General features: G+C 38.3%; 12 protein-coding genes. 8 read left to right on the top strand and 4 right to left on the bottom strand.

Annotation, left to right across the window (positions count from 1 at the left end; all coding sequences use genetic code 11):
* Positions 1-58: 58 nt before the first annotated feature.
* Positions 59-2,491 carry a TIGR02302 family protein gene (locus ABD909_RS02610; RefSeq protein WP_345096579.1) on the top strand — a complete coding sequence of 811 codons (2,433 nt, stop codon included), beginning with the start codon at positions 59-61 and terminating at the stop codon, positions 2,489-2,491.
* Between the two features lie 243 nt (positions 2,492-2,734).
* The gene (locus ABD909_RS02605; protein WP_345096409.1) at positions 2,735-3,499 is read left to right on the top strand and encodes a class I SAM-dependent methyltransferase; all 765 of its coding nucleotides are present in this window, start codon (positions 2,735-2,737) and stop codon (positions 3,497-3,499) included.
* Positions 3,500-3,797: 298 nt separating this feature from the next.
* Here the strand turns inward: ABD909_RS02605 and ABD909_RS02600 are convergent, their stop codons facing one another.
* Positions 3,798-4,481, bottom strand: a complete 684-nt coding sequence (locus tag ABD909_RS02600; RefSeq protein ID WP_345096408.1) for a response regulator transcription factor — start codon at positions 4,479-4,481, stop codon at positions 3,798-3,800.
* 363 nt (positions 4,482-4,844) lie between these two features.
* On the opposite strand from ABD909_RS02600, the gene ABD909_RS02595 reads away from it, so the two are divergent.
* Both ABD909_RS02595 and ABD909_RS02590 read left to right on the top strand, forming a co-directional pair.
* Positions 4,845-4,967, top strand: coding sequence for a hypothetical protein (locus ABD909_RS02595; RefSeq protein WP_345096407.1), 123 nt, complete (start codon positions 4,845-4,847; stop codon positions 4,965-4,967).
* Positions 4,927-5,076, top strand: a complete 150-nt coding sequence (locus tag ABD909_RS02590) for a hypothetical protein (protein WP_345096406.1) — start codon at positions 4,927-4,929, stop codon at positions 5,074-5,076. Before ABD909_RS02595 ends, ABD909_RS02590 begins: the two co-directional genes overlap by 41 nt.
* Positions 5,077-5,122: 46 nt before the next feature.
* Here the strand turns inward: ABD909_RS02590 and ABD909_RS02585 are convergent, their stop codons facing one another.
* Positions 5,123-5,539 (bottom strand): EVE domain-containing protein, encoded by a 417-nt coding sequence (locus ABD909_RS02585; RefSeq protein ID WP_345096405.1) that lies wholly within the window; start codon positions 5,537-5,539, stop codon positions 5,123-5,125.
* 483 nt (positions 5,540-6,022) lie between these two features.
* A complete protein-coding gene (gene tsaD, locus ABD909_RS02580; protein WP_345096404.1) occupies positions 6,023-7,117 on the bottom strand; it encodes a tRNA (adenosine(37)-N6)-threonylcarbamoyltransferase complex transferase subunit TsaD in 1,095 nt (364 codons plus the stop codon).
* A 386-nt stretch (positions 7,118-7,503) separates the two neighbouring features.
* On the opposite strand from tsaD, the gene ABD909_RS02575 reads away from it, so the two are divergent.
* The 4 genes from ABD909_RS02575 (at position 7,504) to ABD909_RS02560 (ending at position 12,329) form a co-directional block, all read left to right on the top strand.
* The gene (locus tag ABD909_RS02575; protein WP_345096403.1) at positions 7,504-8,709 is read left to right on the top strand and encodes a COG4223 family protein; all 1,206 of its coding nucleotides are present in this window, start codon (positions 7,504-7,506) and stop codon (positions 8,707-8,709) included.
* A gap of 11 nt (positions 8,710-8,720) precedes the next feature.
* Positions 8,721-10,286 carry a heme biosynthesis protein HemY gene (locus tag ABD909_RS02570; protein WP_345096402.1) on the top strand — a complete coding sequence of 522 codons (1,566 nt, stop codon included), beginning with the start codon at positions 8,721-8,723 and terminating at the stop codon, positions 10,284-10,286.
* A 91-nt stretch (positions 10,287-10,377) separates the two neighbouring features.
* Positions 10,378-11,130 carry a glutamine amidotransferase gene (locus ABD909_RS02565; RefSeq protein WP_345096401.1) on the top strand — a complete coding sequence of 251 codons (753 nt, stop codon included), beginning with the start codon at positions 10,378-10,380 and terminating at the stop codon, positions 11,128-11,130.
* Positions 11,131-11,174: 44 nt separating this feature from the next.
* Positions 11,175-12,329, top strand: a complete 1,155-nt coding sequence (locus ABD909_RS02560) for a DUF2125 domain-containing protein (protein WP_345096578.1) — start codon at positions 11,175-11,177, stop codon at positions 12,327-12,329.
* Between the two features lie 172 nt (positions 12,330-12,501).
* On the opposite strand, the gene ABD909_RS02555 is transcribed toward ABD909_RS02560, so the two are convergent.
* Positions 12,502-17,208, bottom strand: a complete 4,707-nt coding sequence (locus ABD909_RS02555; protein WP_345096400.1) for an NAD-glutamate dehydrogenase — start codon at positions 17,206-17,208, stop codon at positions 12,502-12,504.
* Positions 17,209-17,405 lie beyond the last annotated feature (197 nt).

Genomic DNA, 17,405 nt, shown 5'->3' with positions numbered 1-17,405 from the left:
TCTTATATGGGTTTTATGATCTCAATTCATCGCTGTAAAAAGGGACAAACATTTGTCTATGAGAAATGAAAACATCAAAAGTTTTGCAAGAATAAAACTTGTTGGTATGCGCATTTTGATGTGGTTTATCCTCTCATTGGAGCGTATGTGGGTGCGATTGTTACCGTTTTTCCTCGTTCTTAGTGTTTTTTGTTCACTGAGTTGGTTGGGTATTTTTGGCATTCTGGGTTATTGGTTACATTTGCTTTTGCTTGGGCTTATACTCATTTTGGTCGTGGGCAGTTTATTTTTTCTTAAATCTTTTCGATTTCCTACAACACGCGAGGTTAATCGGCGTCTTGAACAAGCAAACGGCCTTCAACATCAGCCTTTAAGTGTTCAAACAGATCGTTTATGTTCTGAAAATGATGATGATTTTCATGCTATTGTTTGGCGTGAACATCAGCGCCGTATGGCAGAACAATTAGATCATTTAAAAACTGGATTTATTTTTCCTAATAGTGCAACTTTCGATCCTTTCGCTTTGAGGGCTTTATGTGTTCTCTTTTGTGTCTGTGCTTTTAGTTTTTCTTTTGGCTCGCTAGGGGGGCGTTTGGCAGATGCGTTTGATTTTCGTCCTATCATTGATGAAACAACAATGCGGATTGATGCTTGGGTCACACCTCCTGCTTATACCGGTGTTGCACCTCTTTATTTAACAAAAGGCGAGACAAAACAGCTAGAAGTTCCTGAAGGGAGTGATTTGGTTGTGCGTGTTGTCAATGGTGCTGGTATTTCAGTAAAAGCGGTATCTAAAGAGGATGCACGTGAAGTTTTGTTGGCAAAAAAAAATGAAAAGGTGGCTTTAAAGGATCCAATTGTTCAGTTTGAAACGCAGTTAAAATATTCAATAGATTTGTTGGTCTCTTCACGTCACAAACAACAGCAGTGGCATTTGCAGGTGATGCAAGATCAACAACCAACAATCCGTTGGCTGGAAAAGCCAGGGCGGATTTTAACCGGTTCATTAGAGTTGCAATATGAACTCTATGACGATTATGGCGTGACAAAAGCTGTTGTTGAAATAGAACCGTTTTTTAATCAGCACAAAAACACTCTTTCTCTCTATAAGGCACCTGAAATAAAACTTCTTCTACCTCGTGGTGGAAAGGGTAAAATGCGGATGGTAAAAGATGTATCAGCACATCCATGGGCTGGTTCGCAAGTCAAAATTACTTTGTTGGCAGAAGATGGTGCAGGTCAGCAAGGACGGAGTAAAACTTTTGTGATGACACTACCACAGCGCGTGTTTTCGAATCCTATTGCGCGTGCAGTGGTTGAATTGCGTCGTTTACTGGCACTTGATGCTTCTATGCAGGAGCGTGTCCTTGATATGCTTTCTGCTTTACTTGTACGTCCAAAGGAGGGGCTGCAGAATCTCACACATTTTCTTGTTCTACAGAGTGCTTGGACAAGGCTTTCTATGGCAGAGACAGAGGATGATTTGCGTGGGGTGGTCGATTATTTATGGCAGATTGCTCTGGGTGTTGAAGGAAATCAACTGGAATCCGTGCAGAAAAATTTAAAACAAGCACAAGCTGCTTTGCGTGATGCACTTCGTTATGGTGCTCCGGCGGCAGAAATTGAACGGCTTATGGCAGATTTACGCCAAGCCATGGATACGTATATCCAGGCTTTGGCTGAAAATGCACAAGATAGTACGCATGCTAACAATAACACTCTTAGTCGTTCTAATCTTTCAGAGGATTCATTAGAAAGAAAACTAGATCTCATTGAAGAAATGGCCAAAATGGGCTCTTCTTTGGCCGCTGAGCAGCTGTTGGCTGAAATTGAACAGACTCTCGATCATTTACAAGTCCAAAAAGGCAATCGGGGTGGGGGGACGCGCCAAAGCCAATTCACAAAGATGAAAGAAAAAATGGATAGGCTTGGAGATTTCATGCGTCGTCAGCAAGAAATTCTCAATGAAACATACAAATTAGAAAAAGAACAACAACGTGGAGAAAATATTCCAGAAACGCAAAGAAAATCTTTAAAAAAACGGCAGGCCGAATTGCAATCTGAATTGTCAATGTTAGAAAAAGAACTCTCAGCGCAAGGGGTGGGGGTGAGCGATGCTTTCAAAAAAGCAGAAGAGAAAATGAATTCTGCAGAAGATGCTCTTGATCAGGGGGATCATCAAAAATCTATGCATAATCAGGCGGATGCTTTAGAAGCTTTGCGAAAAGCTGCACAAAATGTTTTAGAAAAAATGCGCGAAACACTTAAAGAAGATGGAAACAACAAAAATACTGCTGCTGGTTCTGAAGATCCATTGGGACGCCCACTTTCTTCAAAAACAGATCAAGAGCAAGAAGGAACAGCTATACCACAAGAAAGTGATCAGATGCGTACACGGCAGATTTTGGAAGAAATTCGCAAACGTTTGGGTAAGGAACATATTTTAGAAGAAGAAAAAAGTTATCTTGAAAGGCTGCTTCGTTTTAATTAGCTATTTTATTTATCAATGTAAAAAGAGTGCATTAGAAGCTTTATAGAGCGAAAAATTTAAAAATAAAATTGTCATTTAAAGTGCTTGTTTGAAGCAACTATAAAAATATTTTGTATGTTTTTTTGTGATTTGCGTTTAAAATATGAAATATTCCCTATTGTGCTGAAATGGCAAAAATCCATATAAATGAGATATATGAAAGCCTGTAATATTTAAAGCTTTTTTCTAAAACGGTATGTTGCGTTGGATATAGTCACTCTGAGAGATTTTTATGCTTCGACCCTTGGACTGCGCGTGCAGGCAACATTGTCTGACCAATTAAATTTATGGTGGCCTGATCTTGCTGATAAACGGGTGATGGGTTTTGGCTATGCCCTTCCTTATCTTTCGGTGTTGCGTACACGGGCACAACAATGTTTTGCTTTTATGCCAGCTGCTCAGGGTGCTTCGCCTTGGCCTTGTGCTGAAAACGTCGCTACAGCACTTGTTTTTGAAGAAGATTTGCCGCTTCCTGATGCTTCTGTTGATTGTGTTTTATTGGTGCATGCGCTTGAATATACAGAAAATTCCTTCGAAACACTCAATGAAATATGGCGCATTTTAGCTCCCAATGGTAGTTTGATTGTTATTGTTCCTAATCGTTCCGGTTTTTGGGCACGTAATGCTTCTACACCCTTTGGTTATGGCGAACCTTATAGTCGGCAACAGATTGCTCGTTTGTTTGAAAAAACAAATTTTATTGCTGAGCCCGTGCAAGAAATTGTATATTATACACCTTCTTCAGGTTGTATTTCGCGGTTATTCTCATTTTTTTATGAGCCATTTGCACGTAATCTTTTGCCTTATTTTGGTGGACTCTTAATGTGTCAAGCACAGAAACGTGTTTATCAAGGCTTGCTTGTACAGCGTCGTCAATCGCGGCGTGTTTTTATTCCTGCTTTGTCACCCCAAGCTTATGAAAGCTCTCCTCAGCTTGTTTCCAATTCTATCTTACGTCAGCATCTATGAGGAATATAAGGATCCGTGAGGAACTATTTTTTTGCTAGCTTACAATGTTGTTATTACTTTTGCATGGGTAGATAAGAGGATATTGTAACCTTGTTTCAAATGGTTTTTATCTCTGTGTCAATTTTGTTGATGTACAAGCAAAATATTTTCTCAGATGTGTCTGCAGTGAGCAAGCTTATTTTATCTAACATGGTTCATTGAAATTACAAAGTGATAAATTATCTTAGCAAATCAAAATTGTATTTCAAAAGGCTTGCAGGCATTACAATCGTTTTTTAGCAGTTCCTATTGGGGAAGTTTAAAGATTTAAACGGTAGCCATTTTGATCAGTAATGAGAATTTGTGCATTGGAGGGGTCTTTTTCAATTTTTTGTCGTAAACGATAGATGTGGGTTTCTAAGGTATGGGTGACAATATTTTCATTGTAGCCCCAAATTTGTTCCAATAGTGTTTCACGATTCACCATTTGATCATGAGAGTGATAAAGGTATTTAAGAATTGCTGCTTCTTTTTCTGTCAGGCGAATTTTGTTGTTGTGTTGATCAATAAGGAGCTTTTGTCGAGGTGTAAAAATATAGGAACCAATGTGAAAGATTGCATCGTCATTTTGTTCATATTGGCGCAATTGGACGCGGATTCGTGCCAATAACACTGCAAAGCGAAAGGGCTTTTTGACATAATCATTGGCACCTGTTTCAAGATTTAAAAGGGTATCGCAGTCTGTATCATGATTGGTGATCATGATAATGGGAGCACGAAATCCTTGGGAGCGTAATTTTTTAACAGCTTCATGACCATCAATGTCAGGCAGCTGAAGTCCAAAAATAGCCAGATCAACATTATTTGTTTGGGTTATCGTTATTCCTGCTTTCGCTGTCTTTACTTGGAGTATTTCAAATTCCTTATGTATTTGCAATTGTTCTACCAAAATAGGGCGTAAATCATTGTCTGCTTCCACAATTAAAAGGGTATAATGGGTCATTTTTTTCCTTATAAGATATCTTAGTGCAAAAAGAGGTGAAAAATAGTTTCATGAAAAATGAGATTTCATGCAAGGAAAATTGAAAAAGAAAACCTCTAAAAAACAAACTTTCGTTGCTTCTAAGATTGTTCGTCGACAGGCAGATCATCATGCGGAGTGAGGTACTTTGTGCATTGGTCAAAATCATCTTTTTGTGTTCTGGGGCGGGCTGGTATTTCTACTTTTAAGCGTGAAGGAGACGGTGCACATCTTTAGCACATATGCGTTGTTTGAGTGGATTTTGTGGCAATTCTTATCGTTTTTTGCCACGTTCTACTTTGTCTTTTCATTGTATTCGATTGCGAGATGGTTAGGGTGATGTGTGTGATGATACCAATTATAGTCGTTTGCTACGTCTTCACTTATGTTAACAGTGCCGAAAAAATGCAGCGTGAAGGTAGGCTTTATGAAATTGTTGTGGTTTTGGATTGGAATATTACTGAATAAAAATGGCAAGAGGAGTGCCATATTGATGCATTTAGCACGGGAGAATAGTCTGCCAACAGAAGAGTATATTGCACTTGCCCGTTGTGATATGGAACGTCTTTTGCCATAGATAAGCAGATAGACAAAAATTATTGTGTTAAGCTAAAAGCATTTCCTTATTTAAGGTTGCCCATTAAACAAACCTCTTGCCATTCATCTTCTGTTACTGGTTGGACTGATAAGCGACTGGCATTGACCAATACCATATTTTTCAGTTTGGGATTGGCTTTAATCTGTTTTAATGAAACAGGAGTTGGCATATCACAAACTGCACGAATATCTACACATTCCCAGCGTGGATCAGAAGTGGTAGAATCAGGATGTGCTTGCGCACAGACTTCTACAATACCAACAATTTCTAATCCTTTATTAGAGTGATAAAAAAAACCTTTATCACCATATTTCATGGCACGCATATTGTTACGGGCTTGATAATTGCGTACACCATCCCATTGTTCACCTTCTACACCTTTTTTTTTCTGCATATCCCATGACCATTTATGGGGCTCAGATTTAAAAAGCCAATAAGCCATGTGTTCTCCTTATCAATGGATCGTGAATGTATTTCACATACCACAGGTCTTTTTTATATGCATTTTTATAGAGTATTCCAACTATGATTTTTCTTTTAAAATGAAGTCAAGAGTGCACAGGATCGATTTTTTGTTCTTTTTTAGAAATCATCGTATTGATGTAGATAATGCGCTAGAGTAAAGTTTCATAAATGGCATTAAGGGGATTAATTGTATTAGGGAGCTTTGTTTTTTTCTTGCCTTTAGGAAAGAAGATAGGTGTGCGAATTGCAGTATACGCTTAAAGTGTACACCTTAGCATGACAAGTTTGGTTCTTTTAAACCTTGATCTAAAAAGTGCTGTCTATGATTGCTTTGCATTGAAAAGATAATGTAATTTTGTCTTAGAAATTTAAAATTTCCAATAACTAAGAGTTGACAGATAAGATGTTAAATAATGGTGATTGCTCTTTTGTAGAACAGATAAGGAATAATTTCTTTTTGTTATGCTTTTGTTCCACGGCGTCCCATTCCGATGAGAGGTGCGGATTTTTCATCCAATGGCCAGCGTGAGCGAGGGGCAATATCGAGAGGGCTTGTTTCTCCCCGTGCAAGTTTTTGGGCACCAGCAAAAGCAATCATTGCCGCGTTATCGGTACATAAGGAAAGGGGAGGAGCTATAAATTCAAAACCATGTTGATGGGCGAGTTCTTGTAATGTCAAGCGAATGGCTTGGTTAGCGGCAACTCCACCTGCTACAACTAAAGCAGGAGGACGATATCCTGGATTATAAGAGAGGGGATATTGGTGGCTAAAATGTTGTAGAGCCAAATGTACACGATCATGAAGCGTATCGGTAACGGCTGCTTGAAAGCCTGCCGCAATGTCAGCAACATCGTTTTCTGTAAGAGGAGCCATAGCTGTTGCTGCTTGCCGAACAGCAGTTTTAAGACCGGAAAAAGAAAAATCTAACCGCTTTTCTCCTTTTAAAGGTCGTGGAAGGGGAATGCGATTTTTATCACCTAAAAGGGCAGCTTTTTCAAGTGCTGGACCTCCAGGATAAGGAAGACCTAAGAGTTTTGCTGTTTTATCAAAAGCTTCGCCCAAGGCATCGTCAATGGTTGTTCCTAAACGTTGGTAGTTGCCTACTTCGTGAACAAGGATTGTTTGTGTATGACCACCTGAGACTAACAGTAATAAATAAGGACATTGAACATTATGCGTTAGCATGGCTGTTAATGCATGACCCTCCAGATGATTTACGGCAATAAAAGGTTTTTCCATAGCAAGAGAAAGTGCTTTTGCACTCATAACGCCTACCAAAAGCCCTCCTATTAGACCGGGGCCACAGGTGGCTGCAATGGCATCAATGTCTTTCAATTTTGTGTTTGCGTCTGTGAGTGCTTTTAGAATGAGACTATCGAGAATTTCAACATGGGCACGAGCGGCAATTTCAGGAACAACACCACCATAGGGGGCATGATGATCAATTTGGCTCCAAACAATATTGGAAAGAATCTTACTGTTTTCAGCGTTGTTGTATTCAACAACAGCAGCAGCAGTTTCATCGCAACTTGTTTCTATTCCTAACAGGCGCATTTCAAACAATACCTTGTGTTAAAGATTCTTTTTCTTTTGTGGGTAGCACGGACAGGCAAAGATGCAAAGAATGCCCCTAGAAATTAATTTCTTTGTGAAAAAATGCATTTTAACACATGCTTTTAATATAATTGAGCTTTTGATTCAAAATGAAGCTGTATTTTTTAGTATAAATGGTAATATGTTTGCAAAATATTATTTATTTAAAGTATATAGGTTTAACAGTGCTCGATAAAAATACAGTGTTGAAAATTTCACTGAAGTGATAAGCTTTATAAAAAAGATTTAAAATACGCTATGCTCTTTGAGAAAGTCTTTATTTTTTAAAGATTTTTTCATTTTGTTATTTTATCAATAAGAAAAAATGTGCACAAAAAGTAACTAAGATGGTAGATTCTTCAAAACCAAAAGCTAAATCACATTACGCTGGTACGCGCCGTAAAGCGCTAGTGATTAAACATGAAATTGTAAATCATGATTCAGAACAAATAACACAAAATCTAGCAGGATCGGATGTGAAAGAAGAACAGAATGAGAAAAGTAAGCAAAAACAATGCATGTCTTATAGGACCTGCTTTTACTCGTTTATTTCAGGAATTTTAGGTGGCTTTATCGCTTTAGGTGTTTTGATAGGGCTGCAATGGGCGAGCATGCTTCCTTTTTCTTTAATGGAAAACAATGTGGGAGAGGAAAAAGCTTTGCAAATTGCAGAAATTGCAAAAAATCAAAGTGAAAAGACAGGCAAGCATTTGGGACGTATATTGCAAGAAATTGAGACGTTGAAAGCAGAATTTGCTTCTTTTTCTTCACAACAGGTGAAAACAATTCACAATGATGAAGAAGTGCAAGAATATATTAGAAAAGCTGTTGCTTCTTTAGAGAAAAAAGTAAATGATCTTGAAACGTCTGTGCAAGCTTTTGTTGATGCTTCAAAAGAAACAGAAAAGGCTTTAGTGGCAGGACAAACCAATGCAAATGCTCTTGCTCTCTTGAAAAAACAGCTGGAAACTATGCAAGAAGAAATTGTGGCGGCAAAAGAAATTGCGGCGAAAGAAGATGAAAAACAAGAAATAAATATTGCATTGTTTACTGCGATCAGTTCCCTAAAAAATGCTGTAGAGCGTGGTGGATCTTATCGTGATGAATTAAAGCTGTTACAGCAATTATCGCCTTCGATTGATGGGCTTGATTTGTTACAAAAAACAGCTATCGTGGGGCTGCCAAGTTCAGCACAACTTGCAGCAGATTTTGCTCGCGTTGCGGATGAAATCGTTGCAACACAAAATAGTGTTTCACAAAATGCTGGTTTTTTTCAACGGATTTTAGCATGGGTAAAAGGTCTTATTGTTTCGCGTCCGATTGGAAATATTGAAGGTATGACATTGGGGGCAATTGCGGCGCGGATGGAAGTGGCCATTCAGATGGGTGATTACCAAAAGGCTTTGAGTGAATGGCGAACATTGCCCCAAAATGCAAGAGATGTTTCAGCAGATTTTGTTCGTCTGCTTGAAACATATATTGCTGTTCATCAGTTGTTGCAGAAGTTGTTGATGTCTGTGCAACAAGAATCTTTTAAGGCAACAAAGATGTAAATAGGCTCCAGATGATACGTGTTTTTATTTATAGTTTTGTTGTATGTGTGCTGGGTTTAGTGTTTGGCTGGGTTGCTAATCATAATGGTGTTTTAGTTTTAACATTTTTGCATTTTCGATTTTCTGCTTCACTACTTACAGTGTTAAGCGTCCTTATTTTGTTTTTGGGAATTTTGACACTTTTATGGTGGTTTTTTTCTATACTTTTTTCTGTACCTCGTGCTTTTTCCAATTATTTTTATAAACGTCATAAAAGGCGCGGTTATGAGGCGCTTTCACAAGGAATTCTTGCGGTGTTTGCCGGTGATAGTGTTTTGGCACAACAAATGAAAGCACGTGTTGATAAATATCTTGCAGGGTCACGTGAACCATTGGTAAAACTCTTACAAGCACAAACCTTATCTTTGCAAAATAATTCGGCTTCTGCCATCAGTCTTTATGAAGAAATGAAAAAAAATACATCAACAAAATTGGCAGGGCTTTATGGTTTATTTCGCGAAGCTGTAAAAAGCAAAGCTTATGAAGCAGCGCAGCAATATGCAGAAGAAGCGCTGACTTTATCACCAGCACTTGTATGGGCACATCGGGCGGTGCTTGATCAACTTAGTATGAGCGGGCAGTGGGATAAAGCACTTACTGTTTTTGAACGCGCGCAAAAAGTTATACCGCGCTCTGTTCGCTCGACTCTAGAGCGTCAACATACACAGGCTTTGCTGCTTTGTGGGAAAGCGCTTCAGTTGTTTGAAACACATCCAGCAGAAGCGCGGGCAGCCATTTTGAAAGCACATAAATTGGAGCCTGATTTTGTTCCGATAACAGTTGTTGCTGCTGATATGCTTTATAAGTTAAATGAAACACGTAAAGCTGATAAAATGATTATTACAGCTTGGCAAAAAGAACCTCATCCTGATTTGAGTGCGCTTTATCTTGAAAGAGAAGAAGGAGCAGTTGGGCGATTGAAAAAGGCTAAGACACTTGCTTCTTACAATAAAGATACATTTGCAGCAACCTTTCTTATTGCTAAAGCTGCTTTGGATGCTGGAGAGATAGCATTAGCAAGATTACAGGCACAAAAAGCTTTGCAATATCATCAACGGGAAAGTGTTTATTTATTATTGGCAGATATTGAAGAAGCACAGGGCAATAATCAGGCGGCTGTGCGTCAATGGCTTTCTCTAGCACTTCGTGCTGAACGTGATCCGGTGTGGATGTGTGAGGGGTCCATTTTTCCTTCTTGGTCGGTGATTTCTCCAATAAGTGGCCGTTTGGGCTGTTTTGAATGGAAAGCCCCTCCATGTATGCCTCCCATTACATTAGAGGCTGTCAATATTGTGCCTAAAAAACAAGATAAAGAAGATATTGTGGGAAAAGCTGCCGATATTGAAGATAAGATACTGGAAAAATTACCTCCTTTAGAGGATTCTTTTTTGTATGATGTACAGGTAGAAAAACAAAATATAAAAGAACAAGAAACGAACACAGTCAGCAGAACCCATTTAAATGTTGATGATCCAGGAGTTAAAATAGAAGATAAGAGAACATCTTTATCGAAAAAGAAATTTCGTTTATTTAAATAAGTAAAATTATAGTCAATATTGTTCGTCAAAATTATTTTCTTATACTTAAAGTATGGAACTTTACTTGGGTACAGAATTAATTGGTTAAAAGATGTTTTTAAGTCAAAGGTGTATTGGTCAAAAACAAAGAAAGAGTAAATCAAGGATTGCAGTTGTTATTCATCGGCGCTCTACGTATACTGGTCGTTTGGGAAAGTTTTTGCAACAAAATGGTTTTGTTCTTGATATTTATCGTCCTATTTTGGGACAAAAACTCCCGGATACATTGAAGCATTATGCTGGTGTTGTCATTTTAGGGGGACCGATGAGTGTGAATGACAAGGATGCCTATATTGGTGAGGAAATTGATTGGATTTCTTTATCCCTGAAAGAAAATAAGCCTTTTTTGGGTATTTGTCTTGGAGCGCAAATGTTAGCACGAAATTTAGGGGGGGGGGTTAGGACAAGAAGTGATGGGACTGTTGAAGTTGGTTGGTATCCACTGGAAGCGACCATGAAAGGAAAAGAAGTGATGAATTGGCCACAAATGGTCTATCATTTTCATGATGAAGGTATTTATGATTTACCTAAAGAAGCAGAGCTTTTGGCAACAGGTAATACATATCCTACACAAGCTTTTCGTTATGGAAAAAATGCATGGGGCTTACAATTTCACGCTGAATTTACACGGGCTATGATGCGGCGTTTGGTCGTGCGTTCGGCAGACAAACTTATGGAAAAAGGCGCTCAACCCGCTTCTACACATTTGCAAGGTCGTTTAATCTATGATCAAGCTCTGAGCAAATGGTTTGAAAATGCATTGCAACAAATTTTTGTCTATCCATCACAAGCGTATGAGAGTTAAAAAATTTTTATAATCATAAAATAAGGAAAGTTTTTATTGTGTCTATGTCTTCTCCATTGAAATCAATACGGAAAAGCTTTTCTTTAAGCTATTTGTTTTGTGGGTTCTTTTGTCTTGCTCTGGTACTTATTTATAGCGCATTGTGGGTTTTTTTTTCACGTAAAATAGAAGATCGTGTTGCCGGTCTGTTCGCAAAAGCAGCTGCCCATGATATGAGCGTTGTGTGCGAGAAACTTCACAAGAGTGGTTATCCATTACGTATCGGTGTTGCTTGTAATAAATTTCAGTTAACTTGGCCTTTACATGAGCTTTCTTTGTTGACGGGATATTTGACGGCAGAAGCACCAATTTATGCACCTTATGGAGTAGAGTTTCATATTCATTCTCCTGTATCCATTATTTTTGATGGAAAAACGCCTATCGTATCATATTGGCGCAATTTGGTGATTGAAACAGAATCTTATCGGAAAACGGATAAAACATTTAAATTGATCGCTGAAGGGCTTGAAATTTCCCCTATAGTTTCATCTTTCGAAGATCAAAAATTTCAAGAAAAACCGCAATCACAGACGGAAAATAAAAAGACAATTCAAGAAAATATTGGAGATAAAATATCTTTTAAAGATGCTCCAGATGTGATTGTACCTGTGTTAAATCAAGAGAATTTAACCCCAAAAATAACAGCAGAATTTTTACGCCTTGATCTGAAACGCGAGAAAAATCATTTATCGGGGCAGATCACTTTTGATGATTTTGATCCTTCTATGTTTTTTGCTGCTTACTTTGTGGAAGTTCCCAAAGTTGATGGCAATTTGGAATGGATTTTCAATGATATGTTTCATCTGTTTGAAAATGGTAGAGGCAGTTGGAAACAACGCCTATATGGTAAAAGTGGGCTTTTAAAGCGTGGTGAATTGATTTTTCATACAGGTGGTACATTGCGTGTTAGTGGGCCTTTTTCTTTTGATGATGAAGGATATTTGACGGCAAAATTTGAACTTGTCTTTGTTAAGCATATGGAACTTCTTACAACCATGCAGCGCTTGTTTCCTGAACAAGCTAACAATCTACAGGCTTTATTTTTTGTTCTTGGTGCCATGCCTAAAAGTGCCGATGGCTATCCTGTTATACCTTTGTTCATTCATCATGGATGGACAAAGTTAGGATTTTTAAAACTTGGCCGTTTTGCGCCATTTTAGATTTGAAAGCTCATGTGCCTGTGGTTGCACATTTACCCTAATCAGAGAGGTAAAATAAGATTTTTAAGATGCTATGCCTAAAAGTGCCGATTGCACTCCTGTTGTACCTTTGTCCATCCATTATGAATGGACAAAGTTAGGATTTTTAAAACTTAGCCGTTTTGCGCCATTTTTAGGTTTGAAAGCCGGTGTTTTGAAGTTGTGCAATTAACCCAGCTGCAAAAGTAAAGCGAGAAATATTGAGATCATTTTCAATAAGAGCACTAATACGATTTGTTATATTGTTAATGTGGCTTTCTTCTCTTTTACTCCAAGTGGTAAAAGGATTGTCTTTTTTTCCATAATTTTTCAGGATTTTCATAACAATTTGTCGTAAGCTTTCAGTAATATTTTCTTTCGCTTGGCTTAGAGCCATACTATCATAATAATCAAGAACAGAAATTGTTTTACTTGCTTCGTTTATGCGGTTGATACGAATGACCTGAGCAAGTGAAAAATAAATCTCTGCGGTTGTAATAAGATCGCTGTTGCTTTTTTGCGCAATCAAAGAAATGTCACCAATTATTGAAGCAGCTTCCAAGAGAGCCAATTGTTTTGCTAGAGATTTTGGTGCTCCATCTTCGCTATAATGTATCGTTTTTTCTTTAATTTTTTGATTGATATCTTTATTATTGGAATGTGTAAGAAGTTTTTCAATAACAGTACGAGCTTGCTTTATTGTTTTTACAAGATCCTCTAATGGAGTTGAGAGATCCATATTGTGCAATCCCCAATTTGTTGTCTCAAAGAGCATTGAAGTAATGACTGCATAGAATTTGTTTTGTACAAGACCGGGTATTTTATTATCAAGTTTATCAATTTGATTAGACAATTGCGCTATTTCAAAACCATCACATAATGCAACGAAAACGCGAAGTATATTTTCAACCTTTTGTTCTGTGGCATCTTGTAGCCGACTCACAAACGTGGGACCTCCACGATTGACAATATCATTGGCAAGTACTGTTGCAATAATATTACGACGCAACTGGTGATGAATGATTTCTTTTGCAAAGTCTCTTTGCATTTGTGTTGGGAAATAATGCAATAAGATTGCATCAAAATAACGATCATCAACAATAGGGCTGTGAGCGATTTCTTCTTTTAAGGTTAATTTCGCATATGCCAAAATAACGGCGAGTTCTGGACGTATAAGTCCCTGACCTTGCGTCATTCTTTGTCGCAAAATTTGGTCATTAGGGAGCATTTCCACTTTGCGATCGAGACGCTTTTTCTGTTCTAAATCGTGCATAAAGCGTATTTGATAAGGTAAATCAACAATGCTTTGGCTTTCAGCTAAAGAAAGAGCAATAGGTTGCAAATAGTTGTTGCGCAAAACTAATTGTTCAATTTGTGGGGTCATTTTTTTCAAGAGTTTATTGCGTGCTTCTAGGGTAAGCGTTTTTGCACGCAGTGCAGATGCTAAAACAATTTTGATATTGACCTCAACATCTGAACAATTAACACCTGCCGAATTATCAATGGCATCTGTATTGCACCGCCCACCGTTTAAAACATATTCAATTCGACCACGTTGTGTAACTCCAAGATTAGCTCCCTCACCGATCACTTTCGCACGAACTTGTTCACCGGTAATGCGTAGTCCATCATTGGCTCGATCTCCTACTTGGGCATCTGTTTCTGTGGTTGCACGGATATAAGTACCAATGCCACCAAACCATAAAAGATCAACAGGTGCTTTGAGAATTGCAGAGATAATTTCAAAAGGCGTTCCTGTTTGTTTTTCAAAACCAATAGCTTGTGCTGCCTCGTGGGAGAGTGTAATGGTTTTCATGCTGCGTGAAAAAATGCCACCACCGTTTGATAATTTTGTTTCGTCGTAATCTTGCCAACTTGAACTAGGAAGTTTAAAAAGGCGCATACGTTCTGCGTAGCTTTCAGCTATATTGGGATTCGGATCGATAAAAATATCGTGGTTATCAAAAGCAGCAATCAACCTTGTTTGTTTGGAAAGCAGCATTCCATTGCCAAAAACATCGCCAGACATGTCACCAACACCAATACAGGTAAAAGGTGTCGTTTGAATATCGTGGTTAAAGGATTCTCGGAAATGTCTTTTAACCGCTTCCCATACACCTTTGGCTGTAATCGCAATTTCTTTGTGGTCATAGCCTGCTGAACCTCCAGAAGCAAAAGCATCATCAAGCCAAAAGTGGTTTGTTTGGCTGATGCTGTTGGCTGTATCAGAAAATGTTGCGGTACCTTTGTCTGCTGCAACAACAAAATAAGGGTCATCACCATCATGGCAGATGATGTCATGAGGAGGAGTGATTTTATCGCTAACCAGATTGTCAGTAATGGAAAGCAGAGCTGTAATAAAATCAATATAAGCTTGTCGTGCAGCTTCTATGACTATGGCGCGATCATTCGTTTGGGGAAGGCGGTGTGGATAAAATCCACCTTTGGCACCAACAGGAACAATAACGGCATTTTTGACCTGTTGGGCTTTGACTAAACCAAGTATTTCAGTACGATAATCAAGTGCGCGATCAGACCAACGAATTCCTCCGCGTGCGATAGGTCCAAAGCGTAAATGAACTCCTTCTACTTCTGGTCCATAAACAAAAATTTCTCGATAGGGGCGTGGTTCAGGCAAGCCTTCAATTTGGCGTGGATCTAATTTGGTGGCTAAAATACGCCGCGGTTTCCCATCGGAAAAAGGAGTAAAGGCATTGGTACGTAAACTCGCATCAATAAGATTACGATAACGGCGTAAGATGAGATCATCATCTAAACCAGAGACTTTCTGTAATTTTTCTTCAATTCGCTTTTGAATGATTCGTTGGTTTTTTTCTCTTTCTTGTTCTGTATGGTTTTGATGAAATTTTAAATGAAACAGAGCGTAAAGATCTTGCGTAATATCAGGATAGCTATTTAAAGTTTGGGCAACGCGGTCTTGTGAATAAGGAATGCCTGTTTGTTGGAGATAGCGTCCATAATGGCGCAAAATGACAATTTCACGCCAATTGAGTTCAGCTGTTTGCGTTAAAGCATTAAAAGCATCATTATCAGCATCTTGTGCCCAAATGGCTTCAAATGTTTCAGCGAGCTTTTGACCATTTTTATCGAAGTCGATATAAGCTTGGAAAGCACTTTCTAATTGCATATCATGGAGATATACAGAGCGTCCGTTTCCATCTGGTAATTCAAGTGTTTGTTCAGCGATGACGCGAAATCCCATATTTTCAAGAAGTGGGACACGCTTGGAAAGAGCTAACGCTTCGTGGTGGTGAAAAAGCCGAAGGGAAATGCTGTGTTTTTCTTTATTGTGTGTATGATAAAATGTAACAAAAAGTGGTTTTTTATCATGAAGCTTTAAAATGTGTCCTGCATCTTTAAGGGCATCTTCAGCTGAAAAAAGGTCACGATAACTATTGGGAAATTGTCCGGCCAAACGCATTTGTTTCTCAGTTATTTTACCGGCAAGTGCTATGGTTTGAACACTGTCTTCCCAACTTCTTGCGATAGAACGTACATGTTGTTCAAGTGTGGCTCGCTCTATAAGGGGAACGCTTTCATTGACTTTTCGGTGGATGATATAATAGACACGCGTCAGTGTGCTTTCCAAAAAGAGAGGGTAGGATTCAAAAAAATCACCTTGGTAGAGCTCAACAAAATATTCACCAATTTTTTCACGAATGTTACTGTTGTATTGGTCACGCGGTATATAGACAAGTATAGAAACAAAGCGCCCAAAAGGATCCGTGTGGGCAAGCACCCGCAAACGAGGGCGCTCATCTAATTGCATAATAAGTTTAGCATTTTCCGTTAGTGTATCAATGTTAGAGCGAAACATTTCATCCCTTGGATAAGTTTCTAAAACACTGATAAGGGCTTTTCCAGAGTAATCAGCGCTATTATGTCCGAGGCGTTGAATGATGGTTTTTGCCTTCTCTTTTAAAAAAGGGATTTGCAAAATAGAACGAGTGTAAGCTGATGAGCTAAAAAGCCCTACAATGCGCAATTCTCCACTAAGGTGCCCTGCTTTGTCAAAGATTTTAAGACCAATATAATCAAGCCAAACAGAACGGTGAATCTTTGAACGGCTATTGGCTTTTGTAACAATAAGCAGATTATTACTTTCCATAAAGGAGAGGATTTCTTGGGATGCTTCTTCCATTTGTGCATCACCAATAATACGAATAGAAGCATCGGTGAGAATACCCAGTTCAATGTCGCTGGCTGTAAAGGATTTTGTAGGCGCTTGGTCTTTAAGAAAATTATACGTACGCATGCCAAGAAAGATGAAATTATCGTCCATTAACCAATTGAGAAATTCAATGGCTTTTACCCCTTCTTGTTTGTAATGAGGTGGAAGACTGGTTTGATAGGCGTGAATATGCTTTTTAACTTCTTTAAGCATCGGCTGCCAATCTTGCACTGCGGCATTGACTTGTTCAAGGACTAAGGTAAGTTCCTTTTTAAGTTTTTGTGTCTGTTGTTCGTTCAAGGACTCAATGTGGATTTGCATCAGACTAATGCGTTGTCCAGAGGCACAATCAAGGACAGGATGGGCAATCAAATAAATATGATTTTTATGCTGATTAAAGATATTTAAAATAGAATCAAGGAGGAAGGGTTTGTTATCGTTAACGAGCGTTATAACGGTGATAGGTTTGTTGTTGCGGGTTAAATTTTGTGCAAAGCAGATAGTACTTTTTCCTGCTTTATGGAGGTTAAAAGCCTCAATAGCAGCGCTTGTAGCCTTTTCAAGTTCTTTCTTTTCGTAAAAAATAATATCTTCTTTATCGGTATGAGCAAAAAGCATTTGTTCTATTTGCGTTTGACTTTTTGTCTTTGGTGTTTGTTGTTTTAACACGGTGATTTTCCCTTTTTTGATCTTGCTGTTCTTTAGTCTTTTTATAAAAATAGATCTCTATACTATTCTCTCTAGTTAGTGTAGCACTTTCTTTTTGTAGGGAATAGTTATTTATTTGGAAAGAATAAAATTGTTGTTTCCATTTTATAGTAATAGTCTGTTATTTTACGGGAATATTTTTCTTTGAGGTAAGATTA

The sequence above is a fragment of the Bartonella acomydis genome, assembly GCF_039543025.1.
GTDB classification, from domain to species: Bacteria; Pseudomonadota; Alphaproteobacteria; order Rhizobiales; family Rhizobiaceae; genus Bartonella; species Bartonella acomydis.
Note: the sequence above shows the minus strand (reverse complement) of the source record. Positions and strands in the feature narration are given on the sequence as shown.